The 21,529-nt window shown below is 43.5% G+C and carries 22 protein-coding genes, 2 tRNA genes and 1 other RNA gene; 10 read left to right on the top strand and 15 right to left on the bottom strand.

Annotation, left to right across the window (positions count from 1 at the left end; genetic code table 11):
• Nucleotides 1-4: 4 nt before the first annotated feature.
• The 7 genes from atpB to LPKJCM_RS05500 all read right to left on the bottom strand — a co-directional run bounded on the left by atpB (nt 5) and on the right by LPKJCM_RS05500 (nt 6,613).
• Nucleotides 5-715 (bottom strand): F0F1 ATP synthase subunit A, encoded by a 711-nt coding sequence (atpB, locus tag LPKJCM_RS05530; RefSeq protein ID WP_057962913.1) that lies wholly within the window; start codon nt 713-715, stop codon nt 5-7.
• Between the two features lie 333 nt (nt 716-1,048).
• A complete protein-coding gene (upp, locus tag LPKJCM_RS05525; protein ID WP_013727675.1) occupies nt 1,049-1,678 on the bottom strand; it encodes a uracil phosphoribosyltransferase in 630 nt (209 codons plus the stop codon).
• A gap of 106 nt (nt 1,679-1,784) precedes the next feature.
• Nucleotides 1,785-3,035, bottom strand: a complete 1,251-nt coding sequence (glyA, locus tag LPKJCM_RS05520) for a serine hydroxymethyltransferase (RefSeq protein ID WP_057962912.1) — start codon at nt 3,033-3,035, stop codon at nt 1,785-1,787.
• A gap of 27 nt (nt 3,036-3,062) precedes the next feature.
• Nucleotides 3,063-4,085 carry an L-threonylcarbamoyladenylate synthase gene (locus tag LPKJCM_RS05515; protein WP_057962911.1) on the bottom strand — a complete coding sequence of 341 codons (1,023 nt, stop codon included), beginning with the start codon at nt 4,083-4,085 and terminating at the stop codon, nt 3,063-3,065.
• 12 nt (nt 4,086-4,097) lie between these two features.
• Entirely contained in the window at nt 4,098-4,946 is an 849-nt protein-coding gene (gene prmC / locus LPKJCM_RS05510; RefSeq protein WP_057962910.1) for a peptide chain release factor N(5)-glutamine methyltransferase, read from the bottom strand.
• The gene (prfA, locus tag LPKJCM_RS05505; RefSeq protein WP_013727671.1) at nt 4,939-6,021 is read right to left on the bottom strand and encodes a peptide chain release factor 1; all 1,083 of its coding nucleotides are present in this window, start codon (nt 6,019-6,021) and stop codon (nt 4,939-4,941) included. The genes prmC and prfA overlap by 8 nt, the downstream gene beginning before the upstream one ends.
• A gap of 19 nt (nt 6,022-6,040) precedes the next feature.
• Entirely contained in the window at nt 6,041-6,613 is a 573-nt protein-coding gene (locus tag LPKJCM_RS05500; RefSeq protein ID WP_174659013.1) for a thymidine kinase, read from the bottom strand.
• A 205-nt stretch (nt 6,614-6,818) separates the two neighbouring features.
• On the opposite strand from LPKJCM_RS05500, the gene LPKJCM_RS05495 reads away from it, so the two are divergent.
• Nucleotides 6,819-8,165, top strand: a complete 1,347-nt coding sequence (locus tag LPKJCM_RS05495) for a Mur ligase family protein (RefSeq protein ID WP_057962909.1) — start codon at nt 6,819-6,821, stop codon at nt 8,163-8,165.
• On the top strand, nt 8,165-8,869 hold the full coding sequence (locus tag LPKJCM_RS05490) for a type 1 glutamine amidotransferase (RefSeq protein ID WP_057962908.1): 705 nt from the start codon (nt 8,165-8,167) through the stop codon (nt 8,867-8,869). The genes LPKJCM_RS05495 and LPKJCM_RS05490 overlap by 1 nt, the downstream gene beginning before the upstream one ends.
• Nucleotides 8,870-9,106: 237 nt before the next feature.
• On the opposite strand, the gene LPKJCM_RS05485 is transcribed toward LPKJCM_RS05490, so the two are convergent.
• Nucleotides 9,107-10,120, bottom strand: coding sequence for a serine hydrolase domain-containing protein (locus tag LPKJCM_RS05485; RefSeq protein WP_057962921.1), 1,014 nt, complete (start codon nt 10,118-10,120; stop codon nt 9,107-9,109).
• 156 nt (nt 10,121-10,276) lie between these two features.
• Between LPKJCM_RS05485 and LPKJCM_RS05480 the strand changes: the two genes are divergently transcribed.
• Nucleotides 10,277-10,606: a hypothetical protein gene (locus LPKJCM_RS05480; protein ID WP_057962907.1), complete on the top strand. Its 330-nt coding sequence runs from the start codon at nt 10,277-10,279 to the stop codon at nt 10,604-10,606.
• 26 nt (nt 10,607-10,632) lie between these two features.
• Nucleotides 10,633-11,256 (top strand): hypothetical protein, encoded by a 624-nt coding sequence (locus LPKJCM_RS05475; protein ID WP_057962906.1) that lies wholly within the window; start codon nt 10,633-10,635, stop codon nt 11,254-11,256.
• A gap of 67 nt (nt 11,257-11,323) precedes the next feature.
• On the opposite strand, the gene LPKJCM_RS05470 is transcribed toward LPKJCM_RS05475, so the two are convergent.
• Together LPKJCM_RS05470 and LPKJCM_RS05465 are read right to left on the bottom strand one after the other, a co-directional pair.
• The gene (locus LPKJCM_RS05470) at nt 11,324-11,674 is read right to left on the bottom strand and encodes an MmcQ/YjbR family DNA-binding protein (protein WP_057962905.1); all 351 of its coding nucleotides are present in this window, start codon (nt 11,672-11,674) and stop codon (nt 11,324-11,326) included.
• A 130-nt stretch (nt 11,675-11,804) separates the two neighbouring features.
• Nucleotides 11,805-11,876, bottom strand: a tRNA-Gln gene (locus tag LPKJCM_RS05465).
• A gap of 121 nt (nt 11,877-11,997) precedes the next feature.
• On the opposite strand from LPKJCM_RS05465, the gene LPKJCM_RS05460 reads away from it, so the two are divergent.
• Together LPKJCM_RS05460 and LPKJCM_RS05455 are read left to right on the top strand one after the other, a co-directional pair.
• Nucleotides 11,998-12,071, top strand: a tRNA-Glu gene (locus LPKJCM_RS05460).
• A 181-nt stretch (nt 12,072-12,252) separates the two neighbouring features.
• Nucleotides 12,253-12,486, top strand: a complete 234-nt coding sequence (locus tag LPKJCM_RS05455) for a hypothetical protein (protein WP_057962904.1) — start codon at nt 12,253-12,255, stop codon at nt 12,484-12,486.
• Between the two features lie 67 nt (nt 12,487-12,553).
• On the opposite strand, the gene LPKJCM_RS05450 is transcribed toward LPKJCM_RS05455, so the two are convergent.
• The 3 genes from LPKJCM_RS05450 to LPKJCM_RS05440 are packed head-to-tail and all read right to left on the bottom strand — an operon-like array spanning nt 12,554 to nt 15,456.
• Complete coding sequence (locus tag LPKJCM_RS05450; RefSeq protein WP_057962903.1) at nt 12,554-14,017, bottom strand: ATP-binding protein; 1,464 nt, start codon at nt 14,015-14,017, stop codon at nt 12,554-12,556.
• Nucleotides 14,014-14,742, bottom strand: coding sequence for a response regulator transcription factor (locus LPKJCM_RS05445; protein ID WP_057962902.1), 729 nt, complete (start codon nt 14,740-14,742; stop codon nt 14,014-14,016). The genes LPKJCM_RS05450 and LPKJCM_RS05445 overlap by 4 nt, the downstream gene beginning before the upstream one ends.
• A 15-nt stretch (nt 14,743-14,757) precedes the next feature.
• On the bottom strand, nt 14,758-15,456 hold the full coding sequence (locus LPKJCM_RS05440; protein ID WP_057962901.1) for a C39 family peptidase: 699 nt from the start codon (nt 15,454-15,456) through the stop codon (nt 14,758-14,760).
• 124 nt (nt 15,457-15,580) lie between these two features.
• Here LPKJCM_RS05440 and LPKJCM_RS05435 point away from each other — a divergent pair, with 124 nt between their 5' ends.
• Both LPKJCM_RS05435 and ssrA read left to right on the top strand, forming a co-directional pair.
• Nucleotides 15,581-16,354 (top strand): Cof-type HAD-IIB family hydrolase, encoded by a 774-nt coding sequence (locus LPKJCM_RS05435; protein WP_057962900.1) that lies wholly within the window; start codon nt 15,581-15,583, stop codon nt 16,352-16,354.
• Between the two features lie 51 nt (nt 16,355-16,405).
• Nucleotides 16,406-16,772, top strand: a transfer-messenger RNA (tmRNA) gene (gene ssrA, locus LPKJCM_RS05430).
• 141 nt (nt 16,773-16,913) lie between these two features.
• Here ssrA and LPKJCM_RS05425 read toward each other — a convergent pair.
• Nucleotides 16,914-18,083: an MFS transporter gene (locus tag LPKJCM_RS05425; protein ID WP_057962899.1), complete on the bottom strand. Its 1,170-nt coding sequence runs from the start codon at nt 18,081-18,083 to the stop codon at nt 16,914-16,916.
• Between the two features lie 333 nt (nt 18,084-18,416).
• Here LPKJCM_RS05425 and LPKJCM_RS05420 point away from each other — a divergent pair, with 333 nt between their 5' ends.
• Together LPKJCM_RS05420 and LPKJCM_RS05415 are read left to right on the top strand one after the other, a co-directional pair.
• Nucleotides 18,417-18,899, top strand: a complete 483-nt coding sequence (locus tag LPKJCM_RS05420; protein WP_057962898.1) for a hypothetical protein — start codon at nt 18,417-18,419, stop codon at nt 18,897-18,899.
• Nucleotides 18,900-19,094: 195 nt separating this feature from the next.
• Nucleotides 19,095-19,592, top strand: a complete 498-nt coding sequence (locus tag LPKJCM_RS05415; protein WP_057962897.1) for a DUF5067 domain-containing protein — start codon at nt 19,095-19,097, stop codon at nt 19,590-19,592.
• A 91-nt stretch (nt 19,593-19,683) separates the two neighbouring features.
• On the opposite strand, the gene LPKJCM_RS05410 is transcribed toward LPKJCM_RS05415, so the two are convergent.
• On the bottom strand, nt 19,684-21,516 hold the full coding sequence (locus LPKJCM_RS05410; RefSeq protein WP_057962920.1) for a S53 family peptidase: 1,833 nt from the start codon (nt 21,514-21,516) through the stop codon (nt 19,684-19,686).
• Between the last annotated feature and the right edge of the window lie 13 nt (nt 21,517-21,529).

Below are 21,529 nucleotides of genomic sequence, written 5' to 3'. Positions count from 1 at the left end.
TTTGCTAATCTTCAAGCTCGAGCTTTCGTGAAATGTATACGGATGATAACGTCACAAAAACATAGGCTTGGATACATCCGATAAAGACTGAGAAACCTGTCCAGGCCAATTCAAGGATGAACGAAACGACCCACATAACTGCTCCACCATGCGACATGCCAAGGATTATTCCAAGAAGCATTTCACCTGAAAGGATGTTCCCAAATAGTCGCAATCCTAACGTTAAGAAATTAGTGAACTCTTCGAATAAGTTAATTGGCAGGAAAAATACGAATGGCTTTAAATAATTCTGAAAATGTCCCTTGTAACCTAACTGCCGAATTCCAAGGAATTGTGCAAGTGTTAGAGTAATCAGAGCCAGAGTCATAGTAACAACCGGATCAGAAGTTGGACTTTTGACATATGTTACACCAGAAATGTCGATATGCAAGAAGAGTCCCTGCAAATTCGCAATAATGATAAACATAAACAGAGTAAAGCCCCATAAACCTAGTGTTCTACTTGTTTCACCGGAAATCGAGCTTCGGACAATACCGTTGGTAAAGTCCACCGCATATTCTAAAACGTTTTGTGCTTTGCCCGGTTTCAGTGTCAAGTGCCTTGATAAAGCATACACAAGAACCAAAACAACGCAGGCAGCCAGTAATATCGAGATTAAATTACCAACGTTAAACGTTAGTCCCAAGAATTCAAAAGTAGAAGCAGCTTCTCCCACAAAATCTCACCTCTTTCCTCCACATAATCACGCATGCAAATCAATCTGGTTTTGGTCCAGAAGACATTAATACCAAAGTGAAACATTGCGATGGTACCGAACACAGACCCGTGTTCAAATACCATTGAAATCATACCACCATTTATTACAAAATTCAAAACAATCTTGACAGGGAAACGTCGCGTGAGCAGTAGTGTTCAACGGCATGCACAATGAATAATCGCCGAGCGACTTTGCTGGCACTTAATTTAATGGATATCAAAATCAGAATGCATTTGTAAATAAAACAAAAAGCTGATAACAAAATTTTCATTTTGTCTCAGCTTTAACTGATTATTTGGTTCCAAACAACCGGTCACCTGCGTCACCAAGTCCAGGAACAATATAACCCTTGTCATTTAATTTTTCATCAAGGGCGGCCGTGTAAATGTCCACATCAGGATGGGCCTTTTGGAGAGCCTTAACCCCTTCAGGAGCAGCTACTAAACAAACAAATTTAATGTTCGATGCACCACGCTTCTTCAAGGCATCAATGGCCATGATTGAAGAACCACCGGTAGCAAGCATTGGATCAACGACAAAAATCTGACGCTGACCAATATCAGATGGCAGCTTCACAAAATATTCATGAGGTTCGAGGGTCTTTTCATCACGATACATCCCAATATGACCAACTTTGGCCGCTGGAATTAAATCCAGCATCCCGTCAACCATTCCGATGCCGGCCCGTAAGATTGGGACAATCGCAACTTTTTTACCAGAAATCTGTTTGGCGTGTGCAATGCCCTCTGGTGTCTCAATATCAACATCTTCCAAAGGCATGTCACGGGAGACTTCGAACGCCATCAAAGTGGCAATTTCGTTGACGATTTCCCGAAACTCTTTCGTGCCGCAATTCTTGTCCCTAATCATTGACAGCTTGTGTTGAATCAAGGGATGATCCATAACTTGAAACTTACCCATTATTTTCCAACTCCTTTTTGTATTCCGCAATAATTGTATCACATATCTGGTATCGGAAAGTATACAAAAAGGCTTGAAACCACAATTAGTTTCAAGCCAGTCGTTATTACTGATTAATAGGATGAGCGGCCGTTAGTTGTTCAACTTTAGCAGAAACGTCCTGTAAATTTTTGTCATCGTCGGGTTTGTGAATCACTTGTAAAATTAAATTGGCAACCGCTTTGGCGTCATCTTCCTTAAAGCCACGGGTGGTAATGGCTGGGGTTCCCAACCGCAACCCGCTGGTCTTTGAAGGTGGCAGTGGATCATTTGGAATGGATTCTTTATTAGTGGTGATATGCACAGTATCTAATAGGTTCTGCAGTTCTTTACCATTCAGTGAGGTCTGCGTTAAGTTGATCGTCATCAAATGATTATCGGTGCCGCCGGTGAGAACGGAAACCGTCTTGGAATTCTGGAAGACCGCCGCCATTGCTTTGGCGTTCTTGATAACCTGCTCGCCGTATGTTTTGAATGCCGGCTGCAAATCTTCATAAAAGGCCGCCGCTTTTCCAGCAATCACGTGTTCCAGTGGACCACCCTGGCTGCCTGGGAAGACAGCTGAATTCAACTTTTTGGCATACTTTTCTTTTGCCAAAATTAAGCCGCCACGAGGGCCACGCAACGTTTTGTGAGTCGTAGTGGTAACGACATCAGCAACCGGAACTGGACTTGGATGTAAGCCAGTCGCCACTAAGCCGGCAATATGGGCCATATCGACCATCAGATAAGCGCCAACGGAATCGGCGATGTCTCTGAATTTCTGCCAGTCAATGATTCGACTGTATGCGGATGCACCGGCAATAATTAATTTGGGTTGAACGATTTGAGCAATTCTGTCAACCTCATCATAATCAATCAACTGGGTCTTTGGATCAAGGCCGTATGAGAATGAATCGTATAATTTACCGGAAAAACTGACCTTAGCGCCGTGGCTTAAATGACCACCAGCATCCAGGCCCATTCCTAAAATCCGGTCACCGGGTTTTAGGAATGCGGCATAAACTTCTTGGTTCGCTTGTGAACCTGAGTGAGGCTGCACGTTAGCGTATTCGGCACCGAACAATTCTTTGGCACGATCGATTGCCAATTGTTCAACAACATCAATGTACTCACAGCCGCCGTAATACCTTCGGCCCGGGTAGCCTTCAGCGTACTTGTTAGTCAAAACAGATCCCTGAGCGGCACGAACAGCGTTTGATACGATATTTTCAGACGCGATCAGTTCGATATTATGCTCCTGACGGTTCTCTTCGTTGGCAATGGCATCCCAAAGTTCTGGATCCTGCTGTTTATAATCGTAGTTCAACTGCAACACCTCACTAATTTATTTGGTACAACCAAATTATAACTGCTTAAAATGCATTTGCCCAGCCGATTTATTCAACCGATTCATGTAAGCCTCACCAATTCCCTTTGGATCAATCCCTTGGGTAAAAATAATTTTATACACAGGGTGGTTATCAAAATCCCGTAACTCGGCAAACAAATCGTGTGCAGCGGTTTTGGCATCTTTGCCGAGTGAAATCACATTGACATTATCAGGCCAATTAATTGTCTTGATGACATCATCGAAAGCCATCACCCCAACTGGCTGTGGATGCTGCTTAATCCAGTTGGCCACAGCGTGCCAGTCATCATCAGGGTCAACAATGTACACCTGAGCGTTAGGTGCATAGTGCTTATACTTCATCCCAGGTGCCTTTGGGGTCTGCTTGGCGCCCACATGGTGCAGTTCATCAATGACCGGTCGATGAATGACGGCTTCAATCGCTTCTTTGGTGACTGCACCGGGCCGCAAAATAGACGGCGTTGCCACTGACATATCAAGGATTGTTGATTCAACGCCAACGGTGGTTGGTCCATCATCGACAATCGCGGCAATTTTCCCATTTAGATCATGGTAGACATGCTGGGCAGTCGTCGGGCTGGGCTTACCGGAAGTATTAGCTGAAGGCCCAACAATTGGCACACCAGCTTTTGAGATTAAATCTAGGGTCGTCTGATTTTTCGGGAACCTGAACGCTGCAGTATCCAACCCACCGGTAACCGATTTGGATAAGGCATTCGGCTTCAACTTAAAAATCATTGTCAAAGAGCCCGGCCAAAATTTAGCCATTAATGCCTTCGCATCGGCTGAAAATGGCTGAGCGTATTGTGCCACCATGGCGACGTCAGAAACCGTCACGATCAATGGATTATCACTGGGACGACCCTTAGCGGCATAGACTTTCTTAACCGCGACTTCATTGGTTGCGTTGGCTCCCAATCCATAAACGGTTTCGGTGGGAAATGCCACCAGTTCACCTTGGCGGATAAAATCGGCTGCTTGGTCCAGTTGCTGCTTTTTTAAAATTAAAGTTTCCATATTATATAGCCTTCATTTCTTTACTTGAATCATGCGCTGATGGCCCGAGGCATCGTGCTTAGCGATTACGTGGGCCGTTGGCATTGCTGCTTTAAAAATCGTCGTCACTGCTGCCTCTTGGTGAAATCCAATCTCCAGGTACAATCTTCCCGATGAAGTTAAGTGACTTGATGTCCCGGCAGCAATTTGTTTGTAAATCGCAAGTCCTTGATTCTCCGCGTATAGTGCCAAATCAGGTTCATGCGCAATCACTCGCCTGTCCATGTAGGGCTGCTCATCTTTGGCAATGTATGGCGGGTTTGACACAATGATGTCAAATGAATCATGGATGTCTTCAAAGACGTCGCTCAATGCAAACTGAATCCGTGTCTGATTAGCGGTGGCGTTTTGCCTAGCCACTTCAATGGCTGCTGAGGAAATGTCGCTGGCAACAATCTGCCAATGTGGTCTGAAGTGCTTAAGGGCAATCGCAATGGCGCCACTTCCAGTACCAATATCTAACACCTTGAGGTTGGCATCCGGGTTGTCGTTCAGAATCCAGTCAACCAGCTCCTCAGTTTCAACCCGGGGAATCAGTACAGCTGGGGTGACCTTCAACGACAAGCCGTAAAAATCAGCCTTGCCTGCGATATACTGTGGGGGAATCCCCTTTAACAATTGATGAATGGCATCCTGAAATACCTGCCATCGTTCGTTTGGCATGCGGGCTTGATAATGAATCAAAAGATCGGCAGCTGACAGGTCAAACAATTGCTCGAGAAGAAAATCCACGTCGTACATGTCAACGTCACCAGCGTCCTTGATACGAAAAGAGGCCCACTTTCGGGCTTCGAAGTAGGTCACGTTTTGTGGGTTATTCATTAGTCAGGTTCTCAAGTTTCTTGGCTTGATCTGAAACAATCAAGGCATCGATGATTTCGTCCAGTTCACCATTCATAATCCGGTCTAATTTGTTCAAGGTTAACCCGATTCGGTGATCAGTCACCCGATTTTGTGGATAATTGTAAGTCCTGATCCGCTCGGAACGATCGCCAGTCCCAATCGCTGACTTTCGCTCCGCATTGTATTGATCTTGTTCCTGCTGAGCATAATAATCATAAACCCGGGCCTTTAAAATCTTCATGGCCTTCTGGCGGTTCTGCTGTTGGGATCGCTCATCTTGCATAGCAACGACAATGCCAGTTGGCAAATGAGTCATCCGAACCGCCGAAGAAGTCTTGTTGATATGCTGACCGCCGGCGCCAGAAGAACGGTAGACGTCAACTCGGATATCCTTTGGATCAATATCGATGTCGACGTCTTCTTCTTCAGGCATCACGCCAACCGTGGCCGTGGAAGTGTGCACCCGGCCGGCAGATTCGGTGACCGGCACCCGTTGAACCCGATGGGCGCCGTTTTCATACTTAAGCTTTGAATATACCTTATCACCGGTAATCATCAAAACGATTTCTTTGAAACCACCAACCTCGGTTTCATTCTTATCAATGATTTCAACTTTCCAGCCTTGACGTTCCGCGTATTTCGAATACATACTGAATAAATCGGCAGCAAATAAGCTCCCCTCATCGCCACCAGCCGCACCATGGATTTCCATAATGATGTTTTTGTCATCATTTGGATCTTTTGGCAGCAGCATCACCTTCATTTGGTCTTCAAGTTTGTCCTTTTCATCAGTTAAGCTGGTGATTTCATCTTTAACCATTGCCTCAAGATCATCATCAATCTTTTCTCGGAGCATCTCTTTGTCATCGTCTAACTGCTTGCTGACTTTTTGGTACTTCTTAAAAGCGGCCACGGTGTCTCGAAGGTCCGCTTCTTCTTTTGATAATTTCATGAATTTTTGGGTGTCGGCAATCACTTCCGGATCACTAATTAACTCGTTTAATTCATCATATCGATCAACGACCGATTGTAATTTGTCGAAAATTTCGTCCATTTAATATTCCTCACTTTGGTTACTTAATAGGTGGATTGTAATAATGCTTTCTGCAGACCGGATAATAGGATTCATTGCCACCCATTTGAATTTGTTCACCTTCATACACCGGCTCACCGTTGTGAAAGCGCAGGTTCATAATGGCCTTCTTGCCGCAGAACCAGCAAATTGTCTTCATTTCTTCTATCTTATCAGCATATAGCAGCAGGTACTTGGAACCCTCAAATAAGTTGTTTTGAAAATCGTTCTTTAAGCCAAATGCCATCACCGGCACGTTCAACTCATCGACAATTCTTGCCAGTTCCATGACGTGCTTTTTCTTCAAGAACTGCGCCTCGTCAATTAAAATACAACTTGTATGGGGGTTTAATTCCTGTACCAGATCAAAGACGTTGGTGTCCTCGTGAATCGGCTCGGCTTTTCGTTCCAAGCCAATCCGCGATTCAATCATCCCGTGTTTTTCTCGTGTATCTAATGCACTGGTCATAATAATAACACTTTTATTTTGCTCTTCATAATTATGAGCAACCTTGATAATTTCGATTGTTTTGCCGCTATTCATTGCGCCATACCGATAAAATAGTTGAGCCAAAATATCCACCTTTTTCCTTAAGAGCTTCTCTTCCATTATACAGAAAAAGTTTTGAAAATCGATAATAATGAGAAAATTGCCTGGCTCCCTCATTATTGCTGAACCCCTAAAGTGTGAGCTTATATATGTTCAAACAGTTGAGCATATGCTACACTTAATGTTTGATTAGGTTCATTATGTACTTCATTTTAAGGGAGTAAATTTTATGTCATTAAAAAGTTCAATTGCGACAGCGGCCGGTAAGTCGTCTTACTGGTTTCTGCATACATTTTTTAAGGGTGGCAGTTCGCTTCCCGGCAAAATCACCAAACGGCTGGACCCAGAAATTCTGGCAACCCTTGGCCGTGACTATGATGTGATCGTCATAACTGGAACCAACGGAAAAACGCTGACGACCGCGCTGACGGTTCAAGTGCTCAAAGAAAAGTATGATAACATTTTGACCAACCCAACCGGCTCAAACATGGAGCAAGGCATCATCACCACCTTCCTTCACGCACCAAAGTCAAAGGGTAAGCGGCCACTGGCGGTCTTAGAAGTCGATGAAGCCAATGTCATCATGGTCACCAAATACATCAAGCCAAAAGCATTTGTCTTCACCAACATCTTCAGAGACCAAATGGATCGTTATGGCGAAATCTATACGACCTATAATAAAATATTGAACGGCGTAGCACTAGCTCCCAACGCAACCATCATTGCCAACGGCGACGCACCAATTTTCCACTCAAAACAACTGCCGAACCCGATTGTCTACTACGGTTTCGACAATCAAAAAGATGGTGACATCAAGGCAACTCCCAACACGGACGGCGTGCTCTGTCCCCAGTGTCAGCACGTCTTGCACTATCATTTCATCAGCTATTCAAATCTGGGCAAGTATTTCTGCCCCAACTGTGGGTTTGAACGGCCTGAATTGAACTTTGCGCTCAACACAATCAACGAGCTGACGCCAAAATCATCAACCTTTGAAATCGATGGTGAGCCGATTACAATTAACATTGGTGGCGTTTATAACATTTATAACGCGCTGGCTGCCTATTCGGTTGGCCGATTCATGGGGGTTTCTCCTGCACAAGTCAAAAAAGCCTTCGAAAAGGGCAAACGAATCTTTGGTCGACAAGAAGAAATTAACGTCGACGGCAAGCTGGTAACGCTGATTCTGGTTAAAAACCCGGTGGGGCTCAATCAGGTAATCGACATGATTTCCACTGATAAGGACCCGTTCACCTTCATTGGCTTACTTAATGCCAATTATGCTGACGGAATCGACACCAGCTGGATTTGGGACGGCGATTTTGAACGGCTGCCGAAGATGAACATTAAACAATTCATCACGGGCGGCGAACGGTACAAAGACATCACCTACCGACTCCAGGTTGCCGGCATCGACCCCAAAAAACACTTGGTTGAACCAGATTTGGACAAAGTTGTCGAAATGATTCCAAAAGCGCCAACCAAAAAGGTTTATATCCTCGCAACTTACACGGCTATGCTACACTTAAGAAAAGTATTTGCAGCTAAAGGCTTTATCAAGGGAGGTATGGATTAATGAGCTATTCTTTAAATGTCTGTCACCTGTACGGCGATTTGATGAACACTTACGGCGACCTCGGCAACATTTTGGTTCTCAAGTATCTGGCAAACAAAATGGGAGTTGAGCTGACTTCTGAAGTTGTCAGCCTAGATCAGCCCTTTGATCCCGCCAAATATGACATCGTCGTCTTTGGCGGTGGTCAAGATTTTGAGCAGTCAATTATCTCTAAAGATATTCAATCTAAAAAGCAGGCACTGGTCGACTTTATTGAAGATAACGGCTCAGTTGTTGCCATCTGTGGTGGCTATCAATTGCTCGGTCACTACTATATCGGCGCTAACGGTGAAAAGCTGATGGGCATCGGTGCCTTGGATCACTACACGGACAAGCAAAAAGACCACCGATTCATCGGCAACGTTGTGATTGAAAACGAAGAAACCGGTGAAAAGTACCACGGCTTCGAAAACCACCAGGGAATTACCTTCTTAGGTCAAGGCGAGCGCCCACTTGGAAAGGTGCTTGAAGGCCACGGCAATAACGGCCAGGATAAGACTGAGGGTGCGATTTACAAAAACGTTTACTGCACCTATTTCCACGGCCCGATTCTTGCCAGAAATAACGATATTGCTAAACATGTTTTGATGAACGCACTAAAGCGAAAATATCCTGACGCAGATTTGACACCAGAAGCTGATCTGAAAGTTGGGGCAACATTTTAACTAGACTGGGACAATCGGCGTTTAGATCCCAGAATTTAACGAAGAAATCCAATCATTCCCGGTTTTGGAATGGTTGGATTTCTTCGTTAAATGGCAGGGATCTGCCGTTTGCCACGTAGGCTAGGCAAGCGATGCTGGCCGTCGTCGCAGCTTTCAACAATGTAAAAGACCATGATTAAGGGCGTTATTACGAACGAAAGAATGACTAATGTCGCATCCTCTTTGGTGTAGAAACTATTAATTTTCAATCTCATTTTCCTTAACAAAGGTTCGAATCAATTGGCTTCGATAGGGTAAAAACAACGGATTGCTTGGATCAGGATGAACCCGGTTTGATAAAAAGACCAAGGCTTTATGTGAGTCCCGGTCGACCACGATCAAGGTTCCGGTATAACCGGTGTGGAGAATGTATGGATGACCGTTGTAATGACGTAAAATCCAGCCAAATGAGCGGTTCTTCATGTGCCCTGGCGTCTGGTCAACGAAGAGTTGATCGATCCAGTCAGCTGGGAGAAAATCCGGATATTTGACCTCGCCCAACAGCCACTTGGAAAAATGGATCAGATCGTCGAGTGATGCAAACAAGCCCGCTGAGCCACAGTCAGCACCAAGAATTTGAGCTTTAGGATCGTGAACAGTGCCGCGAATCAACCCTTTACTAGGAACTAACTCAGTGGGAACGACATTATTGATTTGATCCGGCGTAAATGTCGCCTGATTCAATTCTAACGGCCGTAACACAAATTCATTAATCAGCTGTTGAACCGGTTCACCCATCACACGTGTTGCAATCCAGCCTAAAAAGATGAAGTTGTAATCTTGATAATGAACCACTTTGCCGATATCTGAGCCGCTTTTTAAAGCTAACAAAGCAGACATCAATTCCGGCTTTGCTAACTGATTGCGGTTTGGAATATAGCCGACGATATCCGAGGTGTGAGTAAGCAAATGCCTGATGGTCACCTGTGGCGACTGCCACTGTGGAAAGTACTTGGTTAAAGAGTCAGTCAACGATATTTTACCAGAGACTAACAATCGTAAAATCAAATTAGTAGTACCAATCACTTTGGTCAGTGAGGCCAAGTCGTATAACTCGCCACTGTGCAGGGGCAGCCTGTCTGGCAGTAATTCCTGCTGACCAACCACATCGGTTTTTACGCCATCCCGATCAATAATGGCAAAGCTCACGCCGGGAACAATTCTCGCATCCACAAACTGGTGCATTTGATTGACCGTGTTTGGGTAATCCATGGGCAGCTTCCTTTCGCGTTTTGATGCATTCATTGTAACGCTAAATTCCAAGCGATTAAAGAAGCTGATAAGCCAGCCGATCGAAAACATTCTCTCCACCCTGCTCAGATTTGTTACAATAAGAACGTAAGACTTTTAAGATCGGAGGAAGTTCAAGTGGCAAGTAACTCAGACACAATTTACCACGTTTTATCGTACATTAAATCACATCCGGACAAAGTGTTCACCAAACCGGACGCATACGATAACGTCGTTGAGATGTACCTCGATGACACCGTCAAACTAGGCAATCCTGAAATCTACTTTCCAAAGCAAAAGCTCGAAGTTAACCGGATGTCTTCAGACTTTCTGTCAATGTACAGTGATTTGCTGGACTATTTCCATGATATGACGCAAGTTAAAGACGCAAATTATCATGAGTTGTGGATCACCACCTCACATTTGGCAGACCAACACAAATATTTGGTTGACCTGTCGTTTGAATAGCTATCCAAATAAAGGAGTTTTTTACTTTGATTAGCACAATGTTTGATGTTATCACCAAGCTGTCGTCATATGCGATGGTGATTTTTTTCGCCATGTTTGTCTACTTTAAGACCACTGGCAAGCACGGTAAATATCCGTATGGCAAGTATGCTTTGGTGTCATTGGTCTTGATGGCTGTTTTTGGGACGCTATTTTTTAATTCACCCAAGGGCAAAGAAGTCATCAAAAAAGGAAATGCGGAGCAGGCTGAACGGACTGAAAAGACCGTTAAGAAGCCGGCCAAAAAGTCGACTAAGAACACTGAAACTGCCGTAAAACAAAAGCTGAGCACCACCCGCACGCTCTTGTTCAAGCACCAAGTCAAGCTGCATAGTAGCCAGACTGCGTTCACAGTCGCCGTAACTGATAAGCGGGACACCACCGAATCTTTTAGGTTAACCACGATTGCGATTTTAAAGGCGATTAAAGATTCCCAATACAATCGTTATGACAAGTTCACCATTGTCTTCAATCGAAATGTTGGCAATCAACGAAAGCGCACCATTGTCAAAAGTATGTTTACCAAACAGACGCTGCGAAAGCTGAACCTAAACAAGCTTGAGACCAATCAGTTGAAGTCTAACGCCGATGATTATTATGAAATCAAATAAATCACTCGAAAAACGAGGCATCCCTCAAAGGAAAAAGTTTCCCTTTGGCGGTTGCCTCATTTTTTGATCATTTAGTTAACTGATAACTAGCATCGATTAAGTCACAGATTTGCTTTGAATCCACCTCGTTCAATCGGATGGATAACCAGTTTGTTTTGTTCATGTGATAAGCTGGCAGGATCCCCAAAGTGGCTTGTCGAAACTCAACTTCTTTAGGATCGAGTTTGACATCCATAATGTCTTCCTTGCCCTGCCCACTGAGTCCAAGCTGCATCTTTTCAACTTGCATCACCAAGCCAAACCATTTGCGGTTCTCGGGATGACGCAGTACGGCAAAACTGGGGTATTTTTTCCACAGATATTCAGGTTGAACACCATATTCTTTGACAACATAGGTTATGACATCTTGATAGTTCATGAATTCTCCTTCTAATGACTCAATTAATCCCAATTGAGCTATGCCTCAATCATATTGGAAAAAGTTGAAAAATAAAAATCCCGGAATCACAGGCTTTCGACAACCTATGACACCGAGATTTAACAAGCGATTGGGTATACTGGGGTCGAACCAGTAAATTACGGATTCAGAGTCCGTTGCCTTACCATTTGGCGAATACCCAATGAATATCACAACTAAATATATTAAAGATTTTTTCCGCTTTTGTCAACTTTATATTTAAATTTCATTTGTTGACAAATCTTTCTGATTTAGATACACTATTATAGTGAGTTTGATAGCATTGCCCGCTGGTCAAACTGGTTTAAGACGTCGCCCTCTCAAGGCGGAGTTACGGGTTCGAGCCCCGTGCGGGTGATAATCGTTGATCTAACAATAATCAGCAAGGGATTAGCCATTTAAGGCTAATCCTTTTTTTATTTGAAAATTAACTAGTCAGTTTTGCTGAATTGTCTAACAACAATTGTCGCCAAACTAAATTTAACGCAACTTTGTATCTTGGTGGTATCATAAATGCATCAAGATTAGGAGGCTTCACAATGGAATTAACCGCAACTGACTATGAAATTTTAAAAGCAATCTATACTGGCCGAGTCTCATCCGGTACCCCTATTAATCACTTTGTTGATTATTGTGACAACGTCATTGGTGGCAATCCCAAACCGCTGGTTAATGCAGGCTACATTGTGACCGATCACAACGAAATTAACGGGTTGACGGAGAAAGGGACTAAAGCTTACGAAGCCCACGCGGCCCAAGAATCAAGCAACTAACAGAAAAGTCATCATTTTGTATCTCTGAAAAGAGGCTCAGAGGCATACAAAATGATGACTTTTTGATTTATTGATTTTCCTGATCCTTTTCAGCAGCCGTCGCATCTGGAATGATAACGGTAAACGTCGTTCCTTCACCTAATTTAGATGACACAGAAATCTTGCCGCCATGAGACTTCACTAACTGATGGACAATCGCCAAGCCTAGCCCTGATTCACCATACTTACCAGTTCTTCGCGATGCATCAGCTTTATAATACCGTTCAAAAATATTTTTTTGCTGGTCCTCAGACATACCAATGCCAGTATCGGCAACTTTAATAATTGTTTCATTGTAACCCCGTTCACCGGTTACAGTAATGGTTCCCTGATCAGTAAACTGAATTGCATTAGTGACAATGTTGAAAACAATTTGGACAAATCGATCATAATCAGCATAAATCGTCAAAGCTTTAGGAGCATTCAAAACAAGTTTGTCACGAGATTCTTCTGCTTTGCTGTCTAATTGGTCAATGACATTTTCAAGGACCTTAGCAGCGTTAAACTGGTGCTTATCAAGCTGAATAGAGTTGGAGCGAATCTTTTCGTAATCCAGATTTTCATTCACCAGCCGAATCAGTCTTTGGGTTTCACTGCTCATTAAATCAATACTTTTTGCTCTTGATTCTTGGGGAATCACGTCGTACTTAATGCCTTCAAGAATTCCAGAGATTGTGGTGAGCGGCGTTCGCATTTCGTGGGCAGCGTTGGCTAGAAATTCCTGACGGCGTTCTTCTTGACGTTGAATTTCATTGTTGGCCTGCTGGAGGGACTGGGTCATGTGATTAAAGTCGACAATCAATTCGCCGATTTCATCCTTCCCACCAGGCTTCAAGCAAATTTTGTAATTGCCGTTTAAAACTTGGTTAGCGGCACTTCGAAGCTTACTAATCCGCCGGTTGAGCCTTCTGGCGATGAAATAGCTGATGAACATTGAAATCAGCAGTGCAACAAACAATGCCTTCAATAAATCGCGGTTAATCCGTTTAACATTGGAATTAACGTCTGAAATAAACGCTCCGACCGTCACAGCGGCCACTAGTTTTTTCTTATAATAATAAGGCTTGAGGACTTCAATCATTGCCGGACGGGTCTTGCCATTACTAAGCTTAAAATTTTTATTATTGACCTTCCGGACAATCTGGTTGCGTCGCAAGTGCTCCCAATCATGACGCGTAATTCTTGGAGCCACCCCATTATTTGGATAAATCACCTGATCTTTGGGACTAAAAACCGTAAAATGAACCGCTTGATTCTCCAACAAGGCTTCCGAGTTCTTCAGCTTCTCTTCGTTAAAAGTCACCTTAGCCTTATTCCTAGAGCTGATCGTCAGCGATTGTTGAATCAAACTATCGGAATACTTTTCCAGGTTATGCCATGTTTGATCATAGACGAACGTTTTCGACATTCGCCCAAATGAAAATCCCAGCAGTAAAATTGTACAGGCAATTACTAAAAAGAATGCTAATAATTGCTGATAAATCATTTTCATGATTTTTTGCCCACTTCACTATCATCAAATTTATAGCCAACACCCCAAACAGTTTGGATCACTTGAGTGCCAACCTTTTCAATTTTTTGACGCAATTTTTTAACATGCGCATCGACGGTTCGTTCATCACAGTAATACTCGTAATTCCAGACAGTTTCCAAAAGCTGTTCACGGGAGAATACTTGCCGTGGCTTTTGCGCCAACGTCTTTAAGAGTTCGAACTCTTTGGGCGTCAAATCAGAAATTCGTTTGTCATCCAAATACACTTCCCGGGTGCTGGAATTGAGCTTGAAGTGGTCAGTTTGAACATCAAAGACATTTTTGGCCTTTTCATCGGCAGATTCGGCTTCATTCTCCGTGTGTGCCCGCCGCTGTAGTGCTTTAATTCTGGCCACCAGCGTAATTGGTGAGAACGGCTTAGTGACATAGTCATCAGCCCCCATCTCAAACCCCAACACCTGATCACTATCTGAATCGCGAGCTGTCAGCATGATAATCGGGACCGTTTGTGATTGGGCGCGAATCTCTTTAGCAACTTCCATACCGTCTTTTTTAGGTAAATTAAGATCTAGGGTAATCATGTCCCAACCTTCAGGATCTTCGTTAAATTTATCCATCGCCTCAATGCCATCATAGGCAAAGGTGACGTCCCAGTCTTCCTTTTGGAAAAACATCTGCATCATTTCTGACACTGATTTATTATCTTCAATCATCAACAATTTCATTCTAAACCCCCGCCTTCAATAACTGATTGCTTCTAAGTTCCCGCGTTTCCAATGCTTTCTTAAATGATTTTGAGAAATCGACTCTAATTTACCGGTCCACGGATCGTTGTAGTAGTAGAGCTTGCGGTTGAAACCGGTCAATAAAATCAAGCTGGACTTTAAATTATCAAGACCGGCAACTTTGACTAAAATTGGCCGTCTGCGAAGAAGCTGCTTATCTAACTTGCGAAAATCAACCCCGTTTAGATCACGAATTGAGTGAGTCAATGAAATAATCAAATCACTTAAATCCATCAATGTTAGTGATTGCGCGTGCCACTTCTCAACTTCGTCTCGGATATCATTAACGTCTACCTTAATCCCAGCGCTGTTAAGCAACATCAAAATAGCCGTGCATTGATTATCAATATCGGATTGAGTTGGCTGCTTAAACGGTTCAACAGCCAACCGCCGAAATGTCTTCCGGATATTTCGCTTCGGTAGCCAGCCTTCAAGATCTCCGCACGTAAAGTGATACCAGACCAATTTATTAAAAAAACTAATTTCATCAATCAAAAAATCCTGTGCCTTGATGCTATCTGGTACTTTAATTTTATTTTTTGGATTAACATTTTTTTCGTTACCGTTTGCTAAGTACCAATGTTCGCCCGGAATCCTTCTCAGTCGAACAAAGAAACGGCTGGTTTTCTCATTCGCAATGGTTGTTTTTTCCAATCGTCTCACCTCATATATTACCCATTTTACCAATAATCAGAAGAACTTGCTTGAAAAGACGCAATATTGTTATGATAGAAAAGAATATGATTATAAAAAAGATAATGAAAAGGATGGCTTACTTATGTATAAAGGAATTGCATTCTTTGACCTTGACCATACTTTGTATAACGAACACACCAGAGTCGATGCCGAGGTGGCCGATGCGATGCACCAATTAAAAGCAAATAATATTCTTCCCGTGATCTCGACGGGTCGAAATCTGTTCGAAATTCCCGACACCATGAAAAAGACTGGGATTGACACCGTTGTTTACGCCAATGGCAGTTACGTCATTTTTGAAGGCAAGCCAGTTTATAAGGCCCTCCTTGATAAGTCAGTCGTCAAAACCTTTGTTGACTTTGCCAAATCTAATCATGAAGCAACCACTGTCATGAATAGTCAGGGTGCCAAAATTAACTTTATCAACGACATTGTTCGCGGCAATTATAACTTCATTAACTCACGGATGCCAAACCTGGGGGTGGATGATTTCATTGAACATCAAGAAGTCATCATGATGCTAATCAACACCAAGGGACCTGATGAAAGGTATATTGACCGCTTCGCCGATACGCTGACATTCTTCAGGAACACCCCGTTTAGCATGGACATTGTCCACAAGGGCAGTTCCAAGAAAAAAGGCATCCAAGAATTAATTGCCAACGCCAATCTATCTGGCATTCCAACCTATGCGTTTGGCGACGGGAATAATGACATCCCCATGCTTGATTTTGTCGATCACCCGGTTGTGATGGAAAATGGCCTTCCTCACGTCAAAGAATACGCCGAATTCATTACCACCAAGAATACTGATCACGGAATTGTCAACGGTCTGAAACATTTCGGCCTCCTTTAAGTCAAAATCCTTCTCAGTTTTCCTGGTCTATGATATGATGTAATTTGTACCGGGGTCGTTATGGATTCGACGGGTATAGGTTGAGTCTGGATTGCGTTTCGTGCAGCGCCACGTTAAACCGCCCAGTTTATTATAACTGCAAAAAATAATAACAATTCTTACGCTTTAGCTGCCTAATAAGCGCTTAACGTAGATCCTCCTAATCTCGCCCATGGGTTAGATCTGGGTCCTAAATTTAGTGGGCTCACGCAGTTTGCTCCCACCTGAAGCGGACTGAAGAGACTAATCAGGTTAGCCTGCTGTGGGTGCCTTGATTTATGGCGTTTCAGTAGGTGAAATTTAAATAATAGATCTATGAACGTAGATATCTAGGTGGCGATATGCTCGGACGCGGGTTCAACTCCCGCCGACTCCATCAAATATACCAAAAAGGTCAGTCATGACAGTGTGCAAAGGCATTGTCATAACTGACCTTTTTTATGATCACGTCAATTTGGTAACTCAAAGGAAGTCATAGAGAAATTGCCAAAATTATGAAAATGGCGATCCGTTTTGAAACCTAATCAAAACGCCTCCGGACGCGGTTCAAAACGATTAGGAGCACCAAGGCCACAACGGTGTAGATAGCACCACTGTACCCAAGAGACTTTAAACCCAAGTGATTGAATAAGACTCCACCGGTCGCAGATCCCACCGCGATTCCCACGTTATTGAAAATTGAAATCAAAGACGAAGCCAAGACCATCGACTGCGGATAATCCTTTTCTGCTACGGCAAGGTAGAAAATCTGCATCGGTGAATTCAACAGATACATCGTCAGGCCCATGATAATCAACGCGGCCAGCGCAGCCCAGGGCAAATCAAACAATAGCGAAATTGCCAACATCGTTACGGCTTGAATGACAAACACCGTGACCATGGATTTTAACCCATCGCGATTCGCGAGCCTGCCGCTATATTGATTACTGAATAAGGACGCCAGTCCAAATACAAAGAGAAATGGCGTCACAAAACTTGTTGGAAAATGAAGTCCAGACGTCACAATCGGCCGTAAATAGGTATATACGACGTAGACGCCGCCTAAATTAAGGATGGGCAAACAAATTCCTAATAGGATGCGTGGATCTTTGAAAAGGCTGAACTGTTCACCCAAGCTCTTCGCTTTTCCCTGTCGTAAGTTCCCCGGCAAGGACACCATGAACATGCCGGTGATTACGACCGAGATGAGTACAATTAACCAAAATGCCCAGCGCCAACCGATCTGATCACTAATCCAAGTCCCAATCGGCACGCCAAAAACCGAGGCGACACTATACCCGGAAAAGACCCAAGAAATCAGCCAGGCTCGTTTATCCCGGGGTGCAATGACCGCAGCAAAGGTAATCGCAATTGAAACGGTAATTCCCGCAACCACCGCATTTAGCACCCGGGACAACGATAAGATCAGAAAAGAATTGGCCACCGCTGTCATGATATTGGAAATGGTAAAAATACTCAGCAATAACAGCATTACCCGCTTAAGTCGATGCTCTCCGACCAGGATCGTCAAAATTGGTGTCACTAATGCATAGAAAATTGCAAACATTGTCACAAGAAAGCCAACGTTGGAAATCCCAACGTGAAAAGAATCAGCCAAATTATTGATAATCCCAACAATGATAAACTCGCTCATCCCTAAGATAAATCCAATTGATATGAGAATAAAGCTTTGAACTTTAAGTGATTTCATATGTTCCCCCGCGTCAAAAAAATTATATCAAAAACGAGTATACATTATCCGGCCCTGTGGATATACCCCAATCCAGTAATCAATTGAATTTGATGGTGTGGACACCTTTCGCGGATTTTCTTGCATCTTCCAACCCGACCATGCTATAATCATTTCTGGTGCCAAACCACGGTGAGTAAGTAACGATCGGCGCGTATGCGTTCAGAAGGTCGAAGCTGCTTGCCATTTTTTTGTTTACAGAATATTAAAGTTCATATGCCTACTCGCTTTTCGCATGGAAATATCATCAAAAATGTTATAATCGACTCGTATAATAGTCAGGGGGCGTACAACATGCAAAATCAAACACCATCACGCTTGCAGCAAAAACAGTCCAAGCAGGAACAGAAAAAATCCAAGCACACAAAGCTCATTGTTTGGTTGAGCATTCTGGTCATTGTCTTAGGTGGCTTTCTGTATGTCGGCCATCAGGTTCATGAGTTAACCGATGCTCAGCGACAGACCAACACCATTTTAGATAAACCCATTAAAAATACCGTTGTCAAAGTCGTTGAGCCCAAGCTGCCGACAGAAGTCCGACCACAGGTTGTCAAAATTATTCAAGAAGAGCCGCTCTATCGCCTACAACAGGCAGCTGACAACCCAACGACTTTCCAGCAAATTGCCGATAAGTATCAAGTGCCGGAAACGGATGTTGCACCTGCCAAGCAATACTGGTTCAGCCAGCAAAACGACGCTTTGAGGTCGGACATTTATCACGCGAAACTCATGCAGATTATGTCCGAGTTGCGGGCACTGGATAATTCGAGTCAGTAATATCCAGGGATTGTCTTGGGAAAACCCATTCAAAAATAATTCAATCAAATCATTTGGCAGAGCCCAATTAAGGCACTGCCTTTTTTCTACCCTAGTAACGCCCTCACCGATTGTGAGTTACATTCTTGGAAAAAAACATGTAAACTATTAATTAAATATCATTTCAATCAATACATAAGCATTGGAGCCTAGAAAATGAAAAAATTTTTAACGCTTATATTCACCTGTATCATCGCCATCTCACTATCAGGATGTAACATCGTCGGTCATCATCAAAGCTCGTCGGATGCCCAAAGTTTTCACAAAAATTTTCTTCAGGTTAAAAATTTCCAAGTAAAGATCACTAAAACGGCAGTTATTCCAGCTGGAGAAACGGGGAATGAATTCGGCAAAAAGCCGATTTTTGCGCTTTTGTATACCATTAAAAACACCAGCAACCAAAAAATCTCCCCAGTGGCTACCAGCTCTGTCTTACGAGCCTATCAACCCGCTCAATCTAAAAAGCAATTGGTTGCTGCCCCATTGCCTGATGAAAACTTGGCAGCCAAAAATAAAGTGGCGATCAAGAAAAATCATTCTGCAAAGGGCTCAATGGCCTGGAACTTGTATGATACCAAATCGCCAATTAAGATCCACGGGGTGCAATCCGGGACCAACCAAACCATTGGGGTTCAAACCTATCGGATTAAATAGGCTTAACGCCACCTTACACCTCTATGTACCAAAAGCAGGACTAGTAACATGCAAATTGCGTGTTACTAGTCCTGTTTTTTTGGAATAGATCTTATTCCTGAGCTTCAAATTTGTTAAAGAGTTTGTTGAAATCAACCGTCCCTAAGCCAGTTGCTTGGTTATAAACCTTTCCGGGCTGGCCGGTATAAAATAAATTCGTATTAGCCATTGTGGCATCATCCAAGACATGGAACGGTGTGTCTGGCTGAACGGCAAACTTGTACAACTGTGGGTTCCAAAAACCTGTAGATGTCTTCAAACCACTGTTGATGACTGCACTGGCCCCCGCCATTTGTGGTGCAACCATACTGGTGCCCCCTAGGGTTAACCAAATCCCTTGACGCTGTTTGCCAACCTTATAGGAGACATAATTAGCATACCCGGTATTCAAGTCGGCATTTCCAGAAACATCCGGTACATTTCGCCCTTGGTGGGTTCCAGAAATTGCACCGGGATTGGGATTGATCAAATAACCTTTTTGACCGGCATATTTTAAAACGTCGAACGCATTATACGTATTCACGCCCGAAACACCCTGCTGAAAGGCAGGCGTTGGATTCAACCGTGAAAAGCCGCCACCACCGCCCGCAAATACGGCCGGCTTCGTTAAACTCCCCTGAGAATAAGTGTCTCCCCAGGCGCGTTCCTTAGAAACGTTCACGACGACCCCGTTCATAATTTTTTGATAGGGCAAGGTTGTTCCCCCAACTTGAACCGCATATTCAGAGGTCGGTAGGCTCAGGTTTTGTTGGGAGTTGGTCTCCTCATAGGGACCATGATCCCCAATCGCATTGAAAATCGAAATTCCTTGCAGAGCCGCTTGTTCATAAACCAAGTTGATAGCATCGTTAAATTGAGAAATTGTTTCACTCAGGCCGCCTTGGCCAAACCCGGTTAACTCATCCCCAAATGACGTACTGGTAGTTAACTGCTTATCACGATTATCTGAAACCGCCTGCGCAAAATCATTTAAGTACTGAACATCTGGAATTGTGTCACCCTTTGTTACACCGATATAGGCATCCAACTGCGACTGATCCGCTACAGCGCCTGCCTGGGAAACGTCCAAAGTTGCTTCCATCAAAGACTCCAAATTATCAGTACTTTTAACGGTTGGTCCATTGGTTTTATCAGTTGTGTATATCTTGTGAATTCTGGCGGTATCCGCGCTCACCCCAATCGATTTCCAATATTGGGCGACGTCACTTCGGTTAAAGTCATCAGTCACAATGACCCCAATTCGTTGACCTTGGCCATGTAAATCCTTATCGTAAAGTTTATTCACACCATATCGATTAATGAACTTTTGCGTCCCGTACTTTTTCGCGAATTCGGTTGTGCTATTCGTTGCTGCCGGCTTATCGCCCTCAACCAAATTGCTTGATATTTTGGCGAACTGTTTGGCTGGTTTTTTGGTTGACTTCTTATTGTCGATATAGAGTCCCAGAACGGATGCCACCTGGCTCGATAATTTTTCCGGTAGTCTGGTCTTTGTAACAGCTTTTCGACTGTTGGATTTGGTCCGGAATGCTTTAAACGCCTTAACCAAATTGGTTTGTGAACCAGAAACTTTCATCACAAAGTTTCCGGGATAGGCCGCCGATTTTAGATGATATTTTCTAAAGTACTGATTAAAGTCTGAAATTTCCGAAGCCGTCCGTCCATACTTTTGTGCCACTTGATTCGGCGTCAGATATTGGTGATAAAACGGCGATGTCGGATCAACCGTTTTGTTCACATAGTCATTCATCTCAATTTGATCACGAGCATTGAAGACCACGCTGACTGTCGTGGGTACTTTAGTTTTGGCTGACGATGGCGAAGAGACTGCCATTACCGAAGCAAAACCGATCAAACTCAACATCAAATACTGCGATTTTTTCATCATCAAAACTCCC

The organism is Lentilactobacillus parakefiri (assembly GCF_002157585.1).
Classification (GTDB): domain Bacteria; phylum Bacillota; class Bacilli; order Lactobacillales; family Lactobacillaceae; genus Lentilactobacillus; species Lentilactobacillus parakefiri.
Note: the sequence above shows the minus strand (reverse complement) of the source record. Positions and strands in the feature narration are given on the sequence as shown.

Coding starts and splice junctions, on each gene's coding strand:
- upp (WP_013727675.1), bottom strand. CDS start 1,678: ATGGGTAAGTTTCAAGTTATGGATCATCCCTTGATTCAACACAAGCTG.
- LPKJCM_RS05515 (WP_057962911.1), bottom strand. CDS start 4,085: ATGGAAACTTTAATTTTAAAAAAGCAGCAACTGGACCAAGCAGCCGAT.
- prmC (WP_057962910.1), bottom strand. CDS start 4,946: ATGAATAACCCACAAAACGTGACCTACTTCGAAGCCCGAAAGTGGGCC.
- prfA (WP_013727671.1), bottom strand. CDS start 6,021: ATGGACGAAATTTTCGACAAATTACAATCGGTCGTTGATCGATATGAT.
- LPKJCM_RS05495 (WP_057962909.1), top strand. CDS start 6,819: ATGTCATTAAAAAGTTCAATTGCGACAGCGGCCGGTAAGTCGTCTTAC.
- LPKJCM_RS05490 (WP_057962908.1), top strand. CDS start 8,165: ATGAGCTATTCTTTAAATGTCTGTCACCTGTACGGCGATTTGATGAAC.
- LPKJCM_RS05485 (WP_057962921.1), bottom strand. CDS start 10,120: ATGGATTACCCAAACACGGTCAATCAAATGCACCAGTTTGTGGATGCG.
- LPKJCM_RS05470 (WP_057962905.1), bottom strand. CDS start 11,674: ATGAACTATCAAGATGTCATAACCTATGTTGTCAAAGAATATGGTGTT.
- LPKJCM_RS05455 (WP_057962904.1), top strand. CDS start 12,253: ATGGAATTAACCGCAACTGACTATGAAATTTTAAAAGCAATCTATACT.
- LPKJCM_RS05450 (WP_057962903.1), bottom strand. CDS start 14,017: ATGAAAATGATTTATCAGCAATTATTAGCATTCTTTTTAGTAATTGCC.
- LPKJCM_RS05445 (WP_057962902.1), bottom strand. CDS start 14,742: ATGAAATTGTTGATGATTGAAGATAATAAATCAGTGTCAGAAATGATG.
- LPKJCM_RS05435 (WP_057962900.1), top strand. CDS start 15,581: ATGTATAAAGGAATTGCATTCTTTGACCTTGACCATACTTTGTATAAC.
- LPKJCM_RS05425 (WP_057962899.1), bottom strand. CDS start 18,083: ATGAAATCACTTAAAGTTCAAAGCTTTATTCTCATATCAATTGGATTT.
- LPKJCM_RS05420 (WP_057962898.1), top strand. CDS start 18,417: ATGCAAAATCAAACACCATCACGCTTGCAGCAAAAACAGTCCAAGCAG.
- LPKJCM_RS05415 (WP_057962897.1), top strand. CDS start 19,095: ATGAAAAAATTTTTAACGCTTATATTCACCTGTATCATCGCCATCTCA.
- LPKJCM_RS05410 (WP_057962920.1), bottom strand. CDS start 21,516: ATGAAAAAATCGCAGTATTTGATGTTGAGTTTGATCGGTTTTGCTTCG.